This is a genomic window from Mesonia sediminis (assembly GCF_042684705.1).
GTDB classification, from domain to species: Bacteria; Bacteroidota; Bacteroidia; order Flavobacteriales; family Flavobacteriaceae; genus Mesonia; species Mesonia sediminis.
Genome location: NZ_JBHULZ010000023.1, coordinates 328,496 through 351,331 on the forward strand (window position 1 = coordinate 328,496; position 22,836 = coordinate 351,331).

General features: G+C 34.6%; 18 protein-coding genes. 9 read left to right on the forward strand and 9 right to left on the reverse strand.

The genetic code is table 11. The annotated features are described in order from the left end of the window. Window positions 1–54: 54 nt before the first annotated feature. Window positions 55–1,419, forward strand: a complete 1,365-nt coding sequence (locus tag ACFSQ0_RS04665) for a peptide-N-glycosidase F-related protein (RefSeq protein WP_379044831.1) — start codon at window positions 55–57, stop codon at window positions 1,417–1,419. Between the two features lie 74 nt (window positions 1,420–1,493). Here the strand turns inward: ACFSQ0_RS04665 and glmM are convergent, their stop codons facing one another. Beyond that, complete coding sequence (gene glmM, locus ACFSQ0_RS04670; RefSeq protein WP_379044834.1) at window positions 1,494–2,876, reverse strand: phosphoglucosamine mutase; 1,383 nt, start codon at window positions 2,874–2,876, stop codon at window positions 1,494–1,496. A gap of 93 nt (window positions 2,877–2,969) precedes the next feature. Between glmM and ACFSQ0_RS04675 the strand changes: the two genes are divergently transcribed. The 5 genes from ACFSQ0_RS04675 to ACFSQ0_RS04695 all read left to right on the forward strand — a co-directional run bounded on the left by ACFSQ0_RS04675 (window position 2,970) and on the right by ACFSQ0_RS04695 (window position 12,733). Continuing rightward, a complete protein-coding gene (locus tag ACFSQ0_RS04675; protein ID WP_379044837.1) occupies window positions 2,970–3,593 on the forward strand; it encodes an acyl carrier protein phosphodiesterase in 624 nt (207 codons plus the stop codon). Window positions 3,594–3,659: 66 nt separating this feature from the next. Next, complete coding sequence (uvrA, locus tag ACFSQ0_RS04680; protein ID WP_379044839.1) at window positions 3,660–6,506, forward strand: excinuclease ABC subunit UvrA; 2,847 nt, start codon at window positions 3,660–3,662, stop codon at window positions 6,504–6,506. A 22-nt stretch (window positions 6,507–6,528) separates the two neighbouring features. Continuing rightward, window positions 6,529–7,218, forward strand: a complete 690-nt coding sequence (locus ACFSQ0_RS04685) for an LOG family protein (protein WP_379044841.1) — start codon at window positions 6,529–6,531, stop codon at window positions 7,216–7,218. Window positions 7,219–7,226: 8 nt separating this feature from the next. Next, a complete protein-coding gene (locus ACFSQ0_RS04690) occupies window positions 7,227–10,076 on the forward strand; it encodes a metalloprotease (RefSeq protein ID WP_379044843.1) in 2,850 nt (949 codons plus the stop codon). A 245-nt stretch (window positions 10,077–10,321) separates the two neighbouring features. Then, window positions 10,322–12,733 (forward strand): alpha-ketoacid dehydrogenase subunit alpha/beta, encoded by a 2,412-nt coding sequence (locus ACFSQ0_RS04695; protein WP_379044846.1) that lies wholly within the window; start codon window positions 10,322–10,324, stop codon window positions 12,731–12,733. Window positions 12,734–12,786: 53 nt separating this feature from the next. On the opposite strand, the gene ACFSQ0_RS04700 is transcribed toward ACFSQ0_RS04695, so the two are convergent. Genes ACFSQ0_RS04700 through ACFSQ0_RS04710 form a run of 3 tightly spaced genes read right to left on the reverse strand, consistent with a single transcriptional unit; the run spans window position 12,787 to window position 15,709 of the window. Then, entirely contained in the window at window positions 12,787–14,361 is a 1,575-nt protein-coding gene (locus tag ACFSQ0_RS04700) for a PH domain-containing protein (RefSeq protein ID WP_379044849.1), read from the reverse strand. Next, on the reverse strand, window positions 14,339–14,866 hold the full coding sequence (locus ACFSQ0_RS04705) for a PH domain-containing protein (RefSeq protein ID WP_379044852.1): 528 nt from the start codon (window positions 14,864–14,866) through the stop codon (window positions 14,339–14,341). The genes ACFSQ0_RS04700 and ACFSQ0_RS04705 overlap by 23 nt, the downstream gene beginning before the upstream one ends. Before the next feature lie 3 nt (window positions 14,867–14,869). Then, window positions 14,870–15,709, reverse strand: a complete 840-nt coding sequence (locus tag ACFSQ0_RS04710; RefSeq protein WP_379044855.1) for a 1,4-dihydroxy-2-naphthoyl-CoA synthase — start codon at window positions 15,707–15,709, stop codon at window positions 14,870–14,872. 186 nt (window positions 15,710–15,895) lie between these two features. Between ACFSQ0_RS04710 and ACFSQ0_RS04715 the strand changes: the two genes are divergently transcribed. Beyond that, a complete protein-coding gene (locus ACFSQ0_RS04715; protein WP_379044858.1) occupies window positions 15,896–16,444 on the forward strand; it encodes a hypothetical protein in 549 nt (182 codons plus the stop codon). A 2-nt stretch (window positions 16,445–16,446) separates the two neighbouring features. Then, the gene (locus ACFSQ0_RS04720) at window positions 16,447–17,412 is read left to right on the forward strand and encodes a DUF4421 family protein (RefSeq protein ID WP_379044861.1); all 966 of its coding nucleotides are present in this window, start codon (window positions 16,447–16,449) and stop codon (window positions 17,410–17,412) included. Here the strand turns inward: ACFSQ0_RS04720 and ACFSQ0_RS04725 are convergent. From ACFSQ0_RS04725 to ACFSQ0_RS04745, 5 genes are all read right to left on the reverse strand, one after another. Further along, on the reverse strand, window positions 17,399–18,244 hold the full coding sequence (locus tag ACFSQ0_RS04725) for a CvfB family protein (protein ID WP_379044864.1): 846 nt from the start codon (window positions 18,242–18,244) through the stop codon (window positions 17,399–17,401). The two genes, ACFSQ0_RS04720 and ACFSQ0_RS04725, sit on opposite strands and share 14 nt — an antisense overlap. 107 nt (window positions 18,245–18,351) lie before the next feature. Beyond that, a complete protein-coding gene (locus tag ACFSQ0_RS04730) occupies window positions 18,352–18,690 on the reverse strand; it encodes a DUF2853 family protein (RefSeq protein ID WP_379044867.1) in 339 nt (112 codons plus the stop codon). Window positions 18,691–18,760: 70 nt separating this feature from the next. Continuing rightward, window positions 18,761–20,497 carry a 2-succinyl-5-enolpyruvyl-6-hydroxy-3-cyclohexene-1-carboxylic-acid synthase gene (gene menD / locus ACFSQ0_RS04735; protein ID WP_379044870.1) on the reverse strand — a complete coding sequence of 579 codons (1,737 nt, stop codon included), beginning with the start codon at window positions 20,495–20,497 and terminating at the stop codon, window positions 18,761–18,763. Between the two features lie 66 nt (window positions 20,498–20,563). Further along, complete coding sequence (locus ACFSQ0_RS04740) at window positions 20,564–21,694, reverse strand: chorismate-binding protein (protein ID WP_379044873.1); 1,131 nt, start codon at window positions 21,692–21,694, stop codon at window positions 20,564–20,566. Between the two features lie 3 nt (window positions 21,695–21,697). Next, entirely contained in the window at window positions 21,698–22,120 is a 423-nt protein-coding gene (locus tag ACFSQ0_RS04745; protein ID WP_379044876.1) for a hotdog fold thioesterase, read from the reverse strand. Window positions 22,121–22,187: 67 nt separating this feature from the next. Between ACFSQ0_RS04745 and ACFSQ0_RS04750 the strand changes: the two genes are divergently transcribed. Beyond that, window positions 22,188–22,835, forward strand: coding sequence for an alpha/beta hydrolase (locus ACFSQ0_RS04750; RefSeq protein WP_379044879.1), 648 nt, complete (start codon window positions 22,188–22,190; stop codon window positions 22,833–22,835). Window position 22,836: the final 1 nt, after the last annotated feature.

The following is a 22,836-nucleotide window of genomic DNA, read 5'->3' on the forward strand; positions in this document are numbered from 1 at the left end:
ATTACAATTTAGTTAAAAGTTTTTAAATTTGATAACAACTAAACTTTAACTAAAATGATTTTAAAAAACCACATTTGCAAAACGCTATTTTTGTGTTTTCTGGGCTTTACAGCTGTATTGTTTTCTTGCAGTGATGATGATTCTTCCACTGTTTCCGAAGAAGATAAAACCTTGCTAATTTCAACTAATATTAACAGTTTAACTTTTGAAGACACAGAACTAGGAAGTAGCAGTAATCGAAATTTTTCATTGCAATATGCAAACCTCAACGCTCCTATTAAAATTACAACCATGGGAGATTTCCAAATTGGATTTGATCTGGAAAATTTATCCAAAAGTATTGATATTTCAAATGAGGATGAGGAAACTACAAAAACTATTTACGTAAAATTTACACCTACCCAAACTGGTTTACAAAACAGTGAGTTAAAAATTGTAAATGGTGATGAATTCGAAAAAATTATCACTTTACAAGCAAAAGGAAAAGTGAAAACCATAACGATGAGCACCTTTTCAGATAAGCGTGTGGCCTTTGGTAATGGACACGACCAATCAGCGGTTCAAAGTTTTGATTTTCCTACCGATATTGATAAAGTTTCCCAAATTAAAATGTTTGTAAAACTAAGATGTCCAGCCGGTGGCTGTGATGAATGGGATGTTTTTGCTAATGTAAAGGTAAAAGACCCTGCAACTGGTGAATTTTATGAAATGGGCAGGTTTATAACCCCTTACTGGAATGACAACAGCCAACTTCCTCGTGGTTTTGAATATGATGTTACCGATTTTAAATCTTTACTTACCGGAAATAATGAATTGCGTATTCGTACAGAATGTTGGAATAGTAAAGGTTACCTAGTATCGGTTGAGTTTGATTTTATTTATGGTACACCTGAATATAAGTATTCAGCCATAGTACCGATTATTGCTTATGATGATTGGTCATCTTCGGGAGTTCCTTATGGAAAAACACATAATTTTGATCTCGATAAGTCGGTAAGTATACCTAATGAAGCCGAAAAAATACATTTGCGCTCTACTATTTCTGGTTGGGGACATGCGACACCTTATGATAGTGGCGGAAGAGGTTGTGCAGAATGGTGCTACAGAACCCATTATATAAAAATAAATGGTACTCAAAAATATACGCACGATTTGGGACCCATTGGTTGTGCACAAAACCCAGTAAGTAATCAAGAGCCAGGAAACTGGAAACCTGATCGCGCTGGTTGGTGCCCTGGTATGGAGGTTCCCATAAGAATTGATGAAATGGAAAGTACCTGGGCTGGTCAGTCCTTTAATTTTGAATATGATTATGAAAACTGGACCAACAACGGTGCTAATGGTGACGCTTTTTATGCCACCAACACCTTTGTCGTAGTACAAAGTAACAATCCAATTAGTCCCGCGATTGTGAATTAATCAACTAATTTATTGTACAAAAAAAGCCTTTCGAAATGATCCCGAAAGGCTTTTTTTATTTCTTAAAAGACTTATTAGCTTAAACTTTCCAATTCATTCATAAATCTTTCTGCCAATTCGTCGGCTTGTTTTTGAGTTTTTGCCTCAGTATAAATACGAATAATTGGTTCTGTATTTGACTTTCTAAGGTGCACCCAACTTTCTAAAAAATCAATTTTTACTCCGTCCACAGTACTCACCTCTTCATTGCTGTATTGCTTCGCCATCGTATCAAGTAAAGCATCAATATTTAAATCAGGAGTAAGCTGGGCTTTATTTTTGCTCATATAATAGCTCGGATAGGTTTTTCTAACCTCAGAAAGACTAAGTTTTTTATGTGCTAAATGAGATAAGAAAAGTGCAATACCTACGAGGCTGTCTCTACCATAATGCAAATTAGGTAAAATTATCCCTCCGTTTCCTTCTCCCCCTATAACCGCTTGCTTTTCTTTCATCAAAGCTACAACATTTACTTCACCAACGGCACTGGCAAAATACGATCCGCCGTGTTTTTGAGTAACATCGCGCAATGCCCTAGAAGAGGATAAATTACTTACAGTATTGCCTTTTTGTTTACCTAAAACATAATCCGCTACAGCTACCAAAGTATACTCTTCTCCAAACATAGCTCCATTTTCATCAATAAAGGCTAACCGGTCAACATCTGGATCAACCACAATCCCCATATCTGCATTTTCCTGAACTACCCGTTCGCTAAGATCTGTCAAGTGTTCTTTTAATGGCTCTGGGTTATGCGGAAACTCCCCAGTAGGATCGCAAAACAATTTAACCGTTTCAACCCCCAAACGATCAAGTAAGCGCGGTACCGCTATGCCTCCCGTAGAGTTTACGCCATCTACTACTACTCTAAAATCGGCAGCTTTGATAGCTTCTACATCTACCCAATCTAATGCTAAAATTTCATCGATATGCAAATCTATATAAGCCTGATTTTTGGTAATTTTCCCTAATTCATCCACTAATGCAAAAGAAAATGATTCGTCTTCGGCAATCTCTAAAATTCGTTTTCCATCAGCAGCATTTAAAAATTCACCTTTATAATTTAGTAATTTTAGCGCATTCCATTGTTTTGGGTTATGGCTAGCTGTTAGAATTATGCCGCCGTCTGCATGCTCTAACTTTACGGCCATTTCTACGGTTGGAGTAGTTGATAAATCTAGATCTATTACTTGTATACCCATTCCTACTAAAGTATTCATGACCAATTGCTGAATCATAGCTCCAGATATTCTGGCATCTCGTCCAATTACAACTCTGTAGGTTTCTTTATTCCTATCTTCTTTTAGCCAGGTCCCGTAAGCAGCGGCGTATTTTACGGCATCTATAGGGGTAAGATTATCTCCTACCCTACCACCAATTGTACCTCTAATTCCTGAAATTGATTTTATAAGTGTCATCTATTTTGTATTAATTAAAAAAACAAATATACTGTTGTATTGTAAGCTTGCAAAATACTTGTTTAAACAAAGCCTTTCTCCTATCTTGTGCCTATGAATTATTTGGCACATATTTATTTATCTCAAGAAAGGCCAATGGTCACTTTGGGCAATTTTATGGCTGATGCCGTAAAAGGTAACGATTATCAAAATTATAGCACAGCTATTAAAAAGGGAATATTACTTCATCGTTCTATAGATAGCTATACCGATAGTCATCCTATAGTATATCAAAGTGCTCATCGGTTTTTCAACAAATTTAGACACTATAATAAGGTAATTAATGATGTGCTGTACGATCACTTCTTAGCCGTTAATTGGGCCGAGTATAGCATTGTAAACCTAGATGATTTTATTGAGAATTTTTATATTTTACTTGACCAACATAAATCGGTTTTACCGCAAAAAGTGAATCAGTTTTACCCTATTATGATTAAGCAAAATTGGCTCAAAAGTTACCAAAGTATATCGGGAATTACTCAAATACTAGATCAAATGTCACGTCGCATTCCTACCAAGGCACCATTATCAGAAGCCGTTCCCATTATGCAAAATCATTATTTACCTATGCAGAATGAGTTTAAAATTTTCTTTACGGATTTAATACAGCACTCCCAAGAAAAGCTGGCACTTTTAGATAAAGAATATCCTGAGGAAACAAATGAAAAATTTTATTAAAGGTTTAAGATTGGTATTTTCACTATAAGCTAATATTGGCTAAATTAGCAGTCTGCAAAAATTGTTATGAAAAACTCTGAAGATTTTATAGAAGTACTGGGCGCTCGCGTGCATAATTTAAAAAATATTGATGTCAAGATTCCGCGAGATCAACTGGTGGTAATTACCGGTCTCAGCGGTTCGGGTAAGTCGTCTTTGGCATTTGATACCATATATGCAGAAGGCCAACGTAGGTATATAGAAACGTTTTCGGCTTATGCTAGGCAATTTTTAGGTGGCCTTGAAAGACCTGATGTAGATAAAATTGAAGGACTTTCTCCCGTCATTGCTATAGAACAAAAGACCACGAGTAAAAGTCCACGAAGTACTGTTGGTACAATTACCGAAATTTACGATTTCCTCCGACTTTTATACGCGCGGGCTTCTGATGCCTATAGTTATGAAACGGGAGAGAAAATGGTAAGTTATAGTGATGAACAGATTCAAGAACTAATTACTAAAGATTATCTAGGGCAACGGATTAACATTCTTGCACCAGTTATCCGTTCCCGTAAAGGGCATTATCGTGAATTATTTGAACAAATAGCTAAACAGGGTTTTGTAAAGGTACGTGTCGATGGTGAGATTATCGATATAGAAAAAGGCATGAAGCTAGATCGGTATAAAACCCATGATATTGAGATTGTCATAGACCGATTAGCTATTGACGAAACAGAGAATACGCAAAAAAGATTATACAATAGTATACTAACCGCCTTAGACCATGGAGAAGATGTACTTATGATTATTAAACATGGAGATAAAAAAGAGCGGTACTTTAGTCGGACCCTGATGTGTCCTACTACGGGTATCTCTTACCCTAATCCAGAGCCTAATAACTTTTCTTTTAATTCACCAAAAGGAGCCTGTCCTGTTTGCAATGGTATTGGCGAGTTGTATCAAGTAAACATAGAAAAAATTATTCCAGACAATAAGAAGTCTATTCAAGCAGGCGGTTTAATACCTTATGGTGCATACAAAAAAAACTGGGCTTTTAAACAGTTAGAACTTATAGCGCAACGCTATGATTTTAATCTTAGCGATCCCATAAAAAAAATACCCCAAGAAGCACTCAATTTGATATTGCATGGGGGTAAAGAAAAATTCACTTCAAATTCTAAGGATTTAGGTGTTAAACGTTCACATAAAATAGATTTTGAAGGCGTAATACCTTTTATAGATAAAACTTTTAACGACAATGATTCTAGGAAATTAAAAAGATGGGCCAAGGCTTTTATGGATAGAATTGACTGTACCACTTGCGCAGGAACTAGATTGCGTAAAGAGAGTTTATATTTTAAAGTCAATCATTTAAACATTGCTCAGCTAGCTCAAATGGATATCGCTACTCTAAGTGTTTGGTTTGCTAAGATAAAACAACAGCTTAGTAAAAAACAAATTCAAATTGCCGAAGAAATTATTAAAGAAATTCAAACCCGCCTACAGTTTTTACTTGATGTAGGGCTAGATTATCTTAATCTTAACCGAAGTGCGAAAAGTCTATCTGGTGGTGAGGCACAACGTATACGCTTGGCAACGCAAATTGGCTCGCAATTGGTCGGGGTACTCTATATATTAGATGAACCTAGCATAGGCTTGCACCAACGTGATAATGAAAAATTAATCAATTCTCTACTCAATTTACGAGACGTAGGTAACTCTGTAATTGTAGTAGAGCACGACAAGGATATGATTGAACGTGCAGACTATGTTATTGACATAGGTCCTAAGGCAGGTAGAAATGGCGGTGAAATTATAAGCGAAGGTAGTCCCAAACAATTATTAAAACAGAATACCCTAACGGCATCTTATTTAAATGGAAAGGTTGCGATTGAAATACCAGAGAAAAGAAGAGAAGGTAACGGTAAAAAAATAATTCTTAAAGGCGCCACGGGTAACAATTTAAAAAATATTACAGCTACTTTCCCCTTAGGAAAAATGATTGTAGTTACCGGTGTTTCAGGAAGTGGTAAATCAACCCTTATTAATGAAACGCTATATCCGATCATGAATGCGCATTATTTTAATGGGGTTAAAGAACCCAAACCCTATAAAAACATAAAGGGTCTTGAACATATAGATAAAGTTATAGACATTAATCAGTCTCCAATAGGCAGAACACCACGATCTAATCCTGCCACTTATACAGGAGTTTTTTCTGAAATTAGAAGTTTATTTGCTAAAACACCCGAAGCCCAAATAAGAGGTTATAAGCCAGGAAGGTTTAGCTTTAACGTAAAAGGCGGAAGGTGCGAAACTTGTCGTGGAGCAGGTTTACGGGTTATTGAAATGAATTTTTTACCTGATGTTTTCGTGGAATGCGAAACATGCCAAGGCAAACGCTTTAATAGAGAAACACTCGAAATTCGTTACAAAGGAAAATCTATTAACGATGTTTTAGAGATGACCATCGATGAAGCTACAGATTTTTTTGAACCGGTACCTAAGATTTACAGGAAGCTCAAAACCATTCAAGATGTAGGTCTTGGATATATCAGTTTGGGACAGCAAAGCACTACACTATCGGGTGGCGAAGCGCAACGCATAAAATTGGCTACAGAATTATCAAAGAGAGATACTGGTAATACCTTTTATATTCTAGATGAACCCACCACTGGATTGCATTTTGAAGATGTAAATGTATTGATGAAGGTACTAAATCAATTGGTGAATAAAGGGAATACTGTATTAATTATAGAACATAATATGGATGTAATTAAATTGGCAGATCATATTATTGACATCGGTTTTGAGGGAGGTAAAAACGGTGGAGAAATTGTAGCGACCGGTACCCCAGAAGAGATAGTAAAACAAAGTAAAAGCTATACTGCCCAATTCTTGGCAAAAGAGATTGGTACTAACAAATTAAAATAAATAACATTATAAGTAAATGAATATGAGAAACGAAAAAAGACACAAGGGATGGAATGAGATTAAAACCAATGACAGTTGGGCCATTTTCAAAATAATGGGTGAATTTGTTGAAGGCTATGAAAAAATGAGCCGAATTGGTCCTTGTGTTTCAATATTTGGATCGGCACGTACTAAAGAAGATCACAAATATTACCAATTGGCACAAAGCGTTGCTGCCAAAATTGTAGAACACGGCTACGGTGTCATTACAGGAGGTGGTCCTGGTATTATGGAAGCTGGAAATAAAGGCGCGCACCAAGCAGGTGGTGTTTCGGTTGGTTTAAACATAGATTTGCCTTTTGAACAGCATGACAATCCCTATATTGATAAGGATAAAAACTTAAATTTTGACTACTTCTTTGTGCGTAAAGTAATGTTTGTAAAATATTCTCAAGGTTTTGTAGTAATGCCAGGTGGTTTTGGCACATTAGATGAACTATTTGAAGCCATCACGCTAATACAAACTCATAAAATAGATAAATTTCCTATCATCTTAGTGGGGCGCGAATTTTGGGGAGGTTTATTTGACTGGGTCAAAACAACATTGTTAGACTCTTTTAAAAATATCAGCGCAAGCGACATGGATTTAATACAATTGGTTGACACCGAAGAAGAGGTTATTGAGATACTCAATAAGTTCTACGATGAATTTAATTTAAGTCCGAATTTTTAATAAAATAGATGGGTACTTACATATTAAAAGTAAGTACCCCTAGTTTTTTTATGCATAAACACCTCTTTTTTTTTCTTATTCTACTTAAATGCGCTTCTGTTTTCGCACAGCACGAAGTAACTGCTCAAGTTACACTTCATACTGCAGAAAAGGAAATGAGAGTTTCGCAAAACTTAACTTTTAAAAACACTTCAAAAGATAGTCTGGAGGTCATTTATCTTAACGATTGGATAAATGCCTTTAGCCATAAACAAACTCCTCTTGCTTACAGATTTAGAGAAGATTATCAACGTAATTTTCATTACGCTAAAGCTTCAGAAAGAGGTAAAACGCAAATAATAAGTATACGAAATGTTGATTCTAATTTGAATTGGTTTCGACCCGAAAATCAACCCGACCTCTTGGTTATTCAATTAGAAAAAAAATTGCCTCCGCAAAAGCATATTTCAGTTAATCTCGAATATAATTTAAAAATACCCCATAGTAAATTCACACGCTATGGCTATAAAGATTCAGATTTTATTTTACGATACTGGTTGCTCACCCCTGCCGTATATGCGAAAAGTTGGAAGGTATATAGCCATAAAAATGTAGATGATTTTTATATGGCTCCTATAGATCTAATCGTTGATTTTATAGTGCCAGAAAATTATTATATTTTTTCTAATTTTAAAAAAGTGCACGTTAACCACATCGCACAAACTAAAAATATCCGCCTTAGCGGAAAAAACCTCAGACAATTAGATTTTCATCTAACCACCAACCCAGATTATGAGCAGTTTAACACCGATTTAATGCAAGTGTTTTCTAATATTGAAGATGACGAGGTGCCCCAGCCTTTCCGGAATATTATTGTGCATCGCATTTTACACTACCTAAATAAAAATCTGGGACATTTACATCAAGAAAAATTACTGGTTACGAAAACCGATTATGCCGACAACCCTGTTTACGGTTTAAATCAACTCCCAAAATTCATTCGCCCCTTCCCCGATGGTTTTCAATATGATATTAAAATGTTTAAAACCATAACCAATAAACTATTAAAAGGACAATTAAATTTAGAGCCCAGAAAAGAAAATTGGATTAAAGAAGCTTTATTAGTGCATTTAATGATGAATTATGTAGCAACCTATTATGAAGACACCAAGCTTTTAGGTGCTTTTAGTGAACTTATAGGTATCCGTTGGTTCCATGCCTCCGAATTAGATTTTAATAAGCGTTATGCATTGTTGTACCAAAATATGGCGCGTATTAATCTTGACCAAGCTATAACCACCACTCAAGATTCATTATTAAAATTTAATAAAAATATTGCAACGCCTTACAAAGCTGGTTTAGGATTAAATTATTTAAAAGATTATTTAGCTAATGATGAAGCGTTTAAAAAATCAATATCGGCATTTTATCAAAATAAACAAAAAGACACTTTGGCCCTTGCCAAGCTAAAGAGTGCATTCAAAACATATACAAATAAGCCAATCGATTGGTTTTTTAACGAGTATATTCAAACCAATCTACCAATTGATTTTAAAATAAAAAAGGTAACTACTAAAAACGATTCTTTACAAGTAATCGTAACCAGTAAAAATCATAAAAATTTACCCGTTGCCGTGTACGGGTTAAATGGTAAGAATATAGTAAGTAAACATTGGTTAAGAATTAAAAACGGAGAAGGTAAGATTCATATTTCTAAAGACGCTATAGACCGCATAGCCTTAAATCATGAACAAATCATACCTGAATATAATCAGAGAAATAACTATAAAAGTCTTAAAGGAGTTTTTAATAAACCACCCCAAGTGAGGTTGCTTATGGATATTGAAGACCCCTATTACAAGCAGCTCTTTTTAATTCCTGAATTTGATTATAATTTATACGATGGCTTCATTATAGGTCCTAAATTGCATAATCGCGCTGTTTTACCTCAAAATTTTAATTTTAATATTTCTCCAAAAATCGGTTTAAATAGTAATGCATTAATTGGTTCTATTGGTGTCTCTAGCAATACATTTTTTCAAAACCAAGAATTACATGCCATTCGGCTGGGGATAAGTGGAACCAGAATGTCTTATGCACCAGATGCTTTTTATTACCGTGTTGTACCTTATTTTAGTTTAAATTTTAGAAATCCTTATTTACGCAGTAACCAAAGACAATCGTTAAGCATTCGAAGTGTAAATGTTCGTAAAGATCAGAGCTTATTCGCCACCAATCAAAATCCTGATTATAGCGTAATGAATTTGCAGTACAACTATAGCGACAGAAACTTTGCCGATTATTTTACTGCAAATTTTGATTATCAAGTGGCTAAGAAATTCAGTAAAATCTCGGTAACAACAAAGTGGCGTAAATTATTTTTAAACAATAGGCAGTTAGAACTACGTGTGTTTGCAGGGGCGTTCTTGTTTAATGATACCCGTAATGAAGATTATTTTAGCTTTGCCCTTGACCGCCCGTCAGATTATATGTTTGACTACAATTATTACGGTAGAAGTGAAACCAGCGGTCTATTTAGTCAGCAGTTTATTGCGGCCGAAGGCGGCTTCAAGTCAAAAATTCAACCGGGTTTTGCCAACCAATGGATAAGCACAGTTAATGGAAGTTTTAGTATTTGGAATTGGATTCACGCTTACGCGGATGCTGGTATCCTAAAAAATAAAAATAAGGATGCCAAGTTTCTATATGATTCTGGGATAAGGCTTAGTTTAGTCCAAGATTATTTTGAAGTGTTCTTCCCATTACAATCAAGTTTAGGTTGGGAACCTAGTCAATACAATTACGACCAAAAAATACGGTTTATTGTGGCCTTAGATTTAAAGACACTTGTAAGCCTTTTTAAAAGACGTTGGTATTAAGTTTTACGCGCCCAAGTTACATAACACAAATCAAAATAATTAGAAATACCAGTAGTGTGAAAATGCTAATAAATATTGGCGATTTTTAGAATTACGCAAAAATTAAGGCTTTTTAAATTGTTTTTTTATGATAATTTTAATCAAAAAGCCTTAATTAGAAATTATTATTAATGCCTCAAATCATTTTCTATTGAAAATCTGATTCTAATTTCTTATCTTCGTGCCGTTCTCAAAAAGATTTAAGCATGCAGAAAGAAGTAAAAGAAAATATAGACCTTTCCTTTGAAGACTTTAAGTCAGAAGTTTTAAAAGACTATAAAACAGCCGTAATTAGCCGCGAATGCAGTTTACTAGGTCGTAGAGAAGTTTTAACAGGAAAAGCCAAGTTTGGGATATTTGGTGATGGTAAAGAAGTGCCTCAACTAGCCATGGCTAAGGCATTTAAAAATGGTGACTTTAGATCGGGTTATTACCGTGATCAAACCTTTATGATGGCGTTAAACCTATTATCTGTAGAAGAGTTTTTTGCAGGACTTTACGGTAATACTGATATTGAACAAGAACCAATGTCTGGAGGACGTCAAATGGGAGGTCATTTCGGGACCCATAGTTTGCAAGAGGATGGCCAATGGAAACCTATAGTTAATCAAGCCAATTCAAGTGCAGATATTTCACCTACTGCAGGCCAAATGCCTCGCTTATTAGGATTAGCTCAAGCTTCTAAAATTTACAGAAATGTTGAAGGTATAGATCAAGAATTATTTTCTAATAAAGGCAATGAAATCGCTTGGGGAACCATAGGTAATGCTAGTACAAGTGAGGGTCTTTTTTGGGAAACCATAAATGCGGCCGGCGTTTTACAAGTTCCTATGGTAATAAGTGTCTGGGATGACGAATATGGTATTTCTGTACATGCAAAACATCAAACTACAAAACAAAACATCTCTGAAATATTAAAAGGCTTTCAACGTGATGAAAAAAACGAGGGATATGAGATAATTTGTGTTAACGGTTGGAACTACCCAGAATTAATTGAAGCTTATCAAAAAGCCGATAAAATTGCAAGAGAAGAGCACGTTCCTGTTTTAATTCACGTACGCGAACTCACGCAACCTCAGGGGCATTCTACTTCAGGGTCTCACGAGCGTTACAAATCAAAAGAGCGTTTAGAATGGGAAAAGGAGTTTGATTGCAACGCACAAATACGACAATGGATTATTGCTAATAACTTTGCTAACGATGAAGAATTAGAAGCCATAGAAAAAGAAGCTAAAAAAATTGTGCGCGAAGGTAAAAAAGCAGCTTGGGAAAAAGTTACTGAGCCTGCGAAAACAGCTCAAAAGCAGTTGATTGATATTTTAAATCAATTAGCTTCAGAATCACAAGTAAAGCAAAAAATAGAAAAGGTTATACAAGATTTAGCTTCGCATAAAAATCCTGAAAAGCATCAAGTTCTACAAGCTGCTCGCAGTGTTTTGCGTTTGATTATAAAAGAAAATCTTTCACAAAAATCGACTTTATTAAACTGGACAAAAGAGTTTAGTTCTAAAACCCAATTGGACTATAGTAGTCATTTGTATAGTGAGAGCTCTTCAACAGCAATAAATATTGAAGGGGTAGAACCAACTTATGATGAGGAGGCAGAGCTTGTGGATGCCAGAATAGTGATTCGAGATAATTTTGATGCTATTTTTGGCAGTAAACCAGAAACCCTAATTTTTGGTGAAGATAGCGGAAATATTGGTGACGTTAACCAAGGCTTAGAAGGTTTGCAAGAAAAGTATGGCGAACTACGAGTGGCCGATGCGGGTATTCGAGAAGCAACAATTCTTGGACAAGGAATTGGTATGGCTATGCGCGGATTAAGACCTATTGCAGAAATTCAATACTTAGATTACTTATTGTATGCTCTACAGATAATGAGCGATGATTTGGCAACCTTACAATATAGAACAAAAGGAAAACAAAAAGCACCACTAATTGTTAGAACTAGAGGTCATCGATTAGAAGGTATATGGCATAGCGGATCGCCTATGGGAGGTATCATTCACCTTCTAAGAGGAATTCATGTGTTGGTACCTCGAAACATGACAAAAGCAGCAGGATTTTACAATACTATGCTAGCCAGTGATGAACCTGCGCTAATAGTGGAATGTCTTAACGGTTACCGCTTAAAAGAAAAGTTACCTAATAATCTTGGAGAGTTTAAAACACCTATTGGTGTAGTTGAAACCATTAGAGAAGGAAAAGATATTACCCTTGTTTCATACGGGTCAACATTAAGGATAATTGAAGACGCTGCGGAGTTATTAAGTGAAATAGGTATAGATTGTGAAATTATAGATGTACAATCGCTACTACCTTTTGATTTAAATCACGATATTGTGAAAAGTGTGGCTAAAACAAACAGGTTATTGGTTATCGATGAAGATGTTCCAGGCGGAGCTTCTTCTTATATACTTCAGCAAATAGTAGAAAAACAAAATGCTTATGTTCACTTAGATAGTAAACCGCAAACCTTGACCGCCAAAGCACATAGACCTGCTTACGGTACAGATGGGGACTACTTTTCTAAGCCTTCTGTTGATGATGTTTTTGATAAAGTATATTCAATTTTTAATGAAGTAAATCCAAAACAATTTCCATCTATGCTATAGTTTAAATCGGATTTTATAATATAAAAAGCCTTCAGTTGAACTGAAGGCTTTTTTTACATCCAAGCTTGTTGCGATGATTCTACACGGTATAGCAAATAGTTCAATCTAGCACAATAACGCTTGGGAAGATAATTAAAACGCAAATCTCCGGCAGCGGTATGAAAAGTAATATGCACCAACTTTCTTTTCCTTAAGAAAATAGGTTCATGAACACTAAAGGCTTGTATCTTGTAAAGCTCGATATACTTTCTTTTTTTAAACCAAACACCTTGGCTTTTTATAATAAAATTTGGAGTGATAGCCAATTTAGAACTCCGAAAGATAAAAAATTGTAATGTAAACAAAATTAATCCAACAGGAATTAGAATTGAGGCCAGCAATTCTATTCTAAACCAACCTACAAAATAATTTAAAAAGAATGCACCCACAACAAGCAGTGTAATTATAACTAATCGCTTAACCAGCCAAATAGGATACATTCTAACAAATTCTCCCTTTTCTAATTTTACGGAAAACAAAAAGTTTTGAATTTGCTGCATCTTACTTATCGTCAACGCAGGAATACTAAGACTATTTTTTTTAATCTGGTCATCGCTGCCAATTAGTGCTAATTGAAGCTGATGTAAATCGAACCGACTTTGTAATGGATTTGAGCTACGGGTTACTATTTGAACCCGATTCGGATTTAAACTCCATTTTGTATTGGTTTTTAAACCCATTTCAACTTCTAAAGATTCTTTTTTCTTGGTGATCTTAAGCTCAAAATTTTTTAATATAGTTTCTATAATACTTACTAGGATACTTAAGCCAAATAATATGAAAAAACTGAGAACCAATACCAAAGTTATTTCAAATACACTAGTATACTCTTTTTCCAAATACTCCTCTGCCCCATTCCAATATGCATTATCATCAACAAATTGAGAAAATTGACCATATACGGTACTTATAAACACTATGATTAATCCTAGACCTCTGAAGTAGTTGCTGGTTAATCCCAATAATAATAACTTCTTAAGACCTAATTTATAAGTCCACTCGACATTATTCTTTGATATGGAATCTGCGGCCTGTTTAAAATCATTTTCATTTAAATCTTCCTTTAACAGGTCATTACTTAACTCTTTATTTACCGAATATTTTTCCGCTTTAAGCGCTAATAATTCTTGTTGTAGGGCCAATGCCTTATCTTCTGATAATGCCTTGATTTCAATTTCTTTATCGGAACTACCGGCAGATTCTACCACTAGACTACAAACCCCTATAATTCGATGAATAATTGTTCTTTTAACATAAACTTGTTGTATTCTTTGTAAGGAAATATCTAGGGTATTCGTGGAAAAAACACCCTGTTTGAGAACAAACCTATAATTTTTATAATCAATATGAAATTTAAAATTCTTATAAGATAAGTAACTAAAAACCAATACTGTTAAGAATAATACACTTAAGCCCAAAGTGATATAAAACCAATAATTACTAAGCTTTTGAGTGAGAGCACTATAAAGAAAAATGGCAATAAGACCCCGAGTAACTTTGTATAAAGAATAAAGAAAAATAAACAAAATACCCAGTTTATTTTGATTCTGTGGTATAGCAAAGAGCTTATTCTGTTCTTTCTTCGGCATCGATTAACTGAATTATAAATTCTTTAATTTTTAAGGCCTCTTTAGGCAAAAGACCTACAATACTAATATCACTACCTGAACCACCAGCGGTATATATTCTTAGTACAGCCAGCCCCAATTTTTTATCTAAAAAACTTTGCTTTGAAGCCACGTGTTGTATACGGTTAAAGGGAATGACAGTTGTTTTTTTTATTAACCAACCCTGTTGAAAAATCACATCTTTCTGTCTTAAAGCATAACCTATACTCTTATAGCGTTTAAAACTTAAAAAGACGCCTATTAAAACAAAGCTAAAAGCAAAAAAACTGCTTAGCTTGAAAATCCATATAGGAATACCCCATTTAGCATTCATAAGCGCTAATAAAATTAAGCTGTAAACGAGGCAAAAGATGGCCCATTGCATGACCATCTTTTTAAAATAATTTTTTTCACTAATTTCTAGATGAACCGATTCAAAATCTGGTAAATCATTTAGGTCAATTGAATTATTTACGAAATCTTTCATTTTTTATGGCAACCACATTTTATCAAAGTTTGGTTTTCTTTTTTCTAGAAAAGCATCTCTTCCTTCTTTGGCTTCATCTGTCATATAAGCTAATCGTGTCGCTTCACCAGCGAAAACCTGTTGGCCTACCATTCCATCATCGGTTAAATTCATTGCAAATTTCAACATTTTAATAGAGGTCGGACTTTTGGCTAGTATTTCTTGAGCCCACTCATAGGCGGTATCTTCTAGTTCATCGTGGGGTACCACGGCATTTACCATTCCCATTTCAAAGGCTTCTTGAGCCGAATAATTACGCCCTAAAAAGAATATTTCACGTGCCTTTTTTTGTCCCACCATTTTCGCTAAGTAAGCTGAACCATAACCTGCGTCAAAACTGGTTACATCTGCATCTGTTTGTTTAAAAATTGCGTGTTCTTTACTAGCTAAAGTCATATCACATACCACATGTAAGCTATGTCCACCTCCTACTGCCCAGCCGGGTACTACACAAATCACTGCTTTTGGCATAAACCGAATGAGGCGTTGTACTTCAAGAATATTTAATCTATGGTACCCGTCTTCTCCAACATAACCTTGATGCCCTCGTGCTTTTTGGTCTCCCCCGCTACAAAAGCTATACACACCATCTTTAGGCGATGGCCCTTCTGCAGACAGTAAAACTACACCAATACTCGTATCTTCTTGTGCATCGTGAAATGCGTCTAAAAGTTCTGATGTAGTTTTGGGTCTAAACGCATTTCTAACCTCGGGTCGGTTAAATGCAATTCGAGCTACCCCGTTGCTTTTCTTGTAAGTTATATCTTCATATGTTTTTGCGGTCTGCCAATTTATTTTACTCATGCTTAAATTTTTATAAGATTTAATTTTATTAATTCTAATTGCAATTTACAAATGTCTTAAAAGTAATAACAATTTCATAAAGACTAGATAATACAGCAAAAATAGCTAATAATTAAGTACAGTTACTCTATTATTAATATCTTTAGCATAGTTTTTGCTTTAAAATTATTCCGCGAAAAGCTGATTATGAAAAAATTTTTATTACTTCTTTTTATGTCAATAGCTATGTTTGTAAATGGGCAAGAGCTAAAACAAGCACAAAAGATTCCACAGACAAATTACAACTTAGAATTGCCCTTGCGCTTAAAAAACCATAGCCTTGCGTTAGGCACTTTTTTAGGCGCTATAGAATCAAAAGAACGTAACTTTAGCATACCGCCAATAAAGATGCATCAATTTTCTACTTTTAAAAAGATTGATATGCTTGCTTTAGCTGAAGAAAAACACTACAACAAAAATAAGGCAAACTACTCTATGCAACTACCTACTAGACAACTACAGCAAATTAAACAAAGGGTTGAAGTCTATTATGATTCACGAAGCAATTTTAAACGTCAAACGGAATTTAGTGTAGATACAGATCCTAGAAAAACCAGAGACGGAGGTATTAAAAATGAAGCTTACGAAGATATGAGTAGGCCCTTTATTCGAAATCCGTATGGGTATTATTATAGAGGAAATTATATGGGCAACAAAAATGCAAGAGGTAGAAATTTCAATTTTTATCTTAATTAATTATGTTTCAACGAGATTTACTTTGTATTCTAGTTTTAGCATGCTCAACTATATTCTGTCTTCGTGCGCAGGACAGTCTAGCCCATAATCAATACTTTAGGCAATACCCAAATAAGGTTTTAATTAGAACCAATCTGATTAATACCAGTAATGAATTTTCTTTATATAATGAAAATTTAAAAACCAATATTGAGGTTATACCGAATAGAAAAACAACTTTAGGTCTGTCTTTTAATTATGATTTATTAGCATTTAGTTTTGGCTTCGCACCAGAAATATTTAATAGTAACCGAGATAAGGAAGATGGACAAATTTTTTCCTTTTCTTTAAATTTATATCCAGGACCGTGGATTCAAGAGATTGATTTCTATAAACAAAATGGTTTTAAAGTACGGGCAGTAGACTACGCTTCTTCTCATTTACCAAATGCCAGATCACTAAAAATTAAAGGTAAAACCGGATTTAATTTTAATCCAAATTTTTCTTTCCGGGCTAAAAATTTTGAAAATCAAAGACAAATGATTAGTGCTGGTAGTTTTATACCAGCCATTTCTTACTCGTTTACAGCACTACGTAAAATTCGGGTTTTAGATAAAATAGAAAATGCAAATTTTTACACATTAGCTATAAATCCTGCTTATTACTATAATTGGGTGATAAATGAACGCTTTTTAGTTGCCGGCGGATTATCGTTAGGCTTAGGAGCCTTTCACACTAGTGACCGGGAGAGTAGTTCTACGCATCTGCTCACTACCAGTAGTTTAGATCTAAGTTTGGGTTATACTACAGATTCTTTTTACTCTGGTATACGGGCTTATACCCAAGTTCAAAATCAATCAAGTAGTTCACACGCGAAAGTTGATGACGCCGTGCGCTACTTTTCTGTAGTTATTGGTTACCGATTTGATGCTCCTAAATTTATTAAAAAAACCAATGAAGATTTACGCCGATGGCTTAATTCTCTATAAGATAAATCCCTTGTGGCTTTATTTCTATCATTCTTTTTTTATATAGTGTACCTATGGCGCGTTTAAAGCTTTTTTTACTCATAGCCAAAAGCTTTTTTATTTGCTCAGGTTCTGATTTATCGTGCAAAGGCAAGAAGCCATTTTGAAGCTGTAATTCATGTATAATCTTATCGGCATTAGGCTCTATGCTTCTATAACCTGGTCGCTTGAGTACAATATCAATTTTATTGTCTTTCCTTGTTTTTTTAACCCAACCTTTAAGTTTATCTCCAGTTTTTAAATCTTGGAAAACATCATCATGATAAACCAAACCTTGGTGTAAGTCGTTTACAATTACATTAAACCCTAATTCCGTTTTATTGGCTACCCACAATTCTACCCGCTCAAAAGGAGCCACACTTAAAGATGAATTATCTAAAAAATGTAATACTTTACTTGAAGCAACCAACCTCTCTGAAGTTTCATCTAAGTAACAAAAAATAAGGTACCAATCTCCTTCCTTCATAGGATAGGCTTGCTCTTTAAAAGGGACAAATAAATGTTTTTCTAATCCCCAGTCAAGAAAAGCTCCTAGTTTATTCACCTCTACACATTTTAAATAAGCGAATTCGTCCAAGGCGACATAAGGTTTCAAAGTAGTTGCTACTGGTCTCTCTTCGTGATCTAAATAAACAAAAACCTCTATTTCATCACCAATTTCAAAATCTTCTGGCTTATATTTGTTAGGAAGTAATATTTCGTTTTCTTTTAATCCAGAATCATCTCTTAAAAAAAGCCCAGGAGGGGTATCGCGATCTATAATAAGTTTGTGAGTTTGCCCAATTGCAAGCATAGCTATAAATTTTGTGCAAATGTACGCATAATGATTATGGTAAATTTCATTAAACAAAAAAAGAACCTAAAAAAGGTTCTTTTCGTTCTTCTATAATTTAAACAAAATTAATTGTAAATAGATTCTTTGTTAAAATGTTTCGTTAACAAGTAGTATACAACAGCTCTATATTTATTTGGTTTTGAACGTCCGTAGATATCAATAACCTTGTGTATAGCATCCATCAAATCATCAGATTCAGGCAAACCTAACTTTTTAATTAAGAAGTTATTTTTAACGGTTTGTAATTCTTTGTCATCTGATCCTGAAACTGTCGAGGCATCTCTATTATAAATGGATGGCCCTAAACCCTTTGCCACTTTACGTAATAGGTCGATATCGTGATTACCTTCTATTTCATCTAGGTGTTTGATGTAATCACCCATTTTTTCATCAAATTTACTCATAATTTTATTTGTTAATATTTTAATATAATGCTCAAGATAAATTTATTTTTCTTTTTAATCAAGTTTTATCCTAATTTTTCGTTTTGTATTTAAAATAATTTTTTAACAAAACATCATTGTGCTCATTTCCTGTAAAAATTTCCACCAATTGGGGTTTATCATTTTGTTGAAAAACATGAGACAAGCAGTCTGCCAATGTGGTTTCTTGGTGTACGCAATGGTACTCAAAACCATACATTTTACAGAGGTGAGATGCATTTAATTGATGTTTGGTTTCAAAATATGTTTCAAACGTAGGATTCTCTTGTGCTCCAGGTAAAATTTTAAAAATTCCGCCTCCCCCGTTATTGATTAAAATAATTTTAAAATTATGCGGGATATAATTATTCCACAAAGCATTAGAATCATAAAAGAAGCTTAGATCACCTGTGACTAGGGTCGTAGGGAAATCACTAACAATGGCGGCGCCAATTGCAGTAGAACTGCTTCCATCAATACCGCTTGTTCCCCGATTACAATAAATATATTGATGAGGTTTAAATTTAAAAAGTTGGGCGTATCGAATGATACTGCTATTAGAAAAATGAACCAACTGTTTTTGGGGTAAATTTTGCACCAAATACTCAAACGCTTTTAAATCTGAATAAGGTAAATTTTTCATATACTCTTGATGATGTGCATCTCTTTGATTCTTTTTATTTATCCAAAACGCTTGATAATCACTTTCTACTTCTTTAATCATTGGAAAAAAAACACTAAAAAAATGATTTATGGTCACATCAAAATGTTTATTCAAACAAAAGTAGGTATTCAAGGCTTGGTTGGTACCTACATGCCAATGTTCCTTAGGTTGATAGTTTCTTAAAAATGCTTTTACTTTCTTTGAAATAATAAGACCGCCTAAACTAATTAAAATATCTGGTTGTAATTTTTCAAAAGCCTCAGCTGGATTAGGTATATTTTCAAGTGGTGCAATTAGCTTATCTATACGAGAGATTAAATTTGGGTGGTGCAAGTTTGATGTAGTTTCAGTAAAAATCAGCACCGACGGATCTTTTACCAAAATTTCTAAATATTGCTGCTCGATACTATTAGGCGCCAAAACACCAACAATAATTAGTTTACGCTTGGCTTTGCTCCATTTATCTGCAAAAGGTTTCACCTCCTGCATCTCTAACTTTTTACTAGCTAAATTGGGTTCAATTAACAAAGGAGCGACTGTGGGTTTATCTACCAAACCATATAACGGCTCATAAAAAGGTACATTGATATGAACCGGTCCATTCTTCTCGATAGCCGTATTTAAGGCTAAATTAATTTCACGCTGATTATGCAACTTAGCCTCCCCAAATTTTTGCTCTATTTTCTTATCGTTCTGGTATACATCTGTAACCACCTCAGAATGTAAATTGGCTTCGTATAAAATGTGATTGCTAAAGACATTTTTTTGTCTAATGGTTTGTCCATCGCCAATATCTATACGCTCTACGGGTCTGTCTGCAGAAATTACCACTAAAGGTACATCGCTGTAAAAAGCTTCTGCTATAGCAGGATAGTAATTCAGTAAAGCACTACCAGAGGTGCACAATAACCCAACAGGCTTATTTAATTGCTGCGCCATCCCCAGGGCCACAAAAGCAGCAGATCTTTCATCTACTATACTAAAAGCTTTAATTTCAGGATGATTTGAAAAACTTATAGTAAGCGGGGCATTTCTTGAACCGGGAGATATCACAATATGATTTATACCCTTTGACAAGCATAACAAGACAATCGATTGAGCTAATGGAATGCTCGAAATTTGCATAGATTAAATTTTATTTCAAAATTAGTAAAATACCCCATACCAAAAGGTTAATAATTGCAAAGCTTACTATAAAATAGAAGCTAAAGTACTGGCTTTTTTTAAAGTTTCTTCCCACTCCATTTCTGAATCTGATTCTTCAGTGATTCCTCCTCCTAAAAACAGATGAACATAACCCTCATTTAACTTCATACAACGTAAATTCACATATAAATCAGTTTCTTTACTCAAGCTTCTAAAAGCTGAATTTTCTACATTGCGCTTTCGCGGATTGCGGTCTTGGGTGACCGATTTATTTATTTCTCCTAAATATCCTGAATAATAAGTGCGTTTGTAATTTTCGTTTTCGGCTAAGAAACTACTAGCTTCATCTTTTGGTGTTCCACAAACCGCAGGTGTAGGATGCAATTGATTGATAATTTCTTTCAATTTTTCTGGATTAAACTTAGCACTGATATCAGTTTTTAAATGCGCAACTTTTCCCGCAACCTGCGTTTTTAGACTTGAAATTTCAATTTGCTCAACTCCATTGATAGCATTTAAGTTATCTTTTATAAAAGCAGTAACAAAGGCTTGCTCTTTTTTCTCCTTTTCTCCCCATACAAAAGTTGTTTGATTTTCTCTGGCACTCTGAGTTCCAGCCAATGCCATTGTTTTTAATTTATTTCTTTGCGTTCTAACTAAAACTTCAGGAGTAGCTCCTAACCATACCCCTTCGTCGGGGTGATACCACATATACACAAAGGCTGAGTCGTACTTATAAAGCAAGCGTTTAAAATAGCTCAGTGCATCTTCTTTTGCTGCATATTTTGCGATTCGTGAAACTACGATTTTTTGGCAACCGCCCTGCTTAATTTCATCAATCGCTGCAGAAATAAGCCTTACATGTTGCTGTTTTTGAAACAAAATTTCCCGTTCTACTGGCAAGACTGTTGGCTCTGCATAATCTATTGAAGATTTATCAAAACTAGTTAACTTCAAAATTTCGGCATCTCTAATTGAAAAAAAGTAGCTGGCTTCATCTTTATAAAATGGTGCAAAAATAAAACCTTCTTGTTGATGCTGCTTAAAAGTTTGCTTTGCTAACTTCTGTTGTAATTGAGCGGTCACCAAGGACTGGCCTGGTTTTCGATATACAACCAAAGGTTTTTGAGCCTTTAAATGATTGGTTATAGCATTAAAAAAAAGGTCACTTTCCATAAGTTATTTTTTAGGAATAGCTAGAGTTGTCAATTTAACTGCAGAAATTAATTGACCGTGCTCATTGGTTAATTTTATATCCCAAACTTGAGTGGTGCGTCCCTTATGTAAGAACTTAGCTTTAGCTTTGACTAGCCCTTCGCTAATACTTTTAACATGATTGGCCGATATTTCTATCCCGCGTATATAATAATTTTCCTTATCTAGGAAAATCATACTGGCCGCACTTCCTACACTTTCGGCTAAAGCCACCATTGCCCCACCGTGCAAGACACCGTCAGGTTGATAAACTTTTGAATTTACTGGCATTTCGGCTTCTAAAAAATCATCTCCAATTGCCGTGTAAACAATGTTTAGTGTTTCCATCAAAGTGTTTTCGCATCGAGCATTTAATTCTGCCAATAACTTTGTTGTATCTTTTTTCATTTTTTTATGTAATTAAAATACGTTTAATTCGCATTTTGAAAGGGTAAAAATACAAAATGCATAAGATATGAGTAGTCTCGAAAAAGAAGTTTCTTACCAACACACCAACACCTATTCTACCCTCAATCTTTTAGGACCTCAGACTGAGCAGCTTTGGTATTGCTTCCACGGCATGGGCTACCTCAGCAAATACTTTGCTCGTTACTTCAAATCGTTTGACCAGCAAAAGAATTACTTTATTGTTCCGCAGGCTCCTTCAAAATATTATCAAAAATCAGACTTTAAACATGTTGGTGCCAGTTGGCTCACCAAAGAAAATACTTGGCTAGAATTAGAAAACTTATTTCAGTATTTAGATGCCGTTCATAGAGTTGAAAATAAACAAAGTGAGTTGCCTTTAAATATTTTAGGATATTCTCAAGGGGTTTCTATAGCGCTGCGTTGGATAGCTAAACGAAAATTAAATCCGAAGCAAATTTTTATTCATTCAGGGAGCATACCAGCGGAACTTGACGTCAAAGCGTTTTCACACCTGAGTTCAGAAACAAAAGTTTTCTTGATTTATGGCAGACAAGACCAATACCTTACCAAAGAAAAACTTAATTTACAATTACAAAAAGCGAGAGCGCTATTCGGTAAAAAATTAAGTATTCACGCTTTTGATGGTAAACATGTTATGAATCCTGAATTACTAAAGGAACTCCACGGTAAATAAC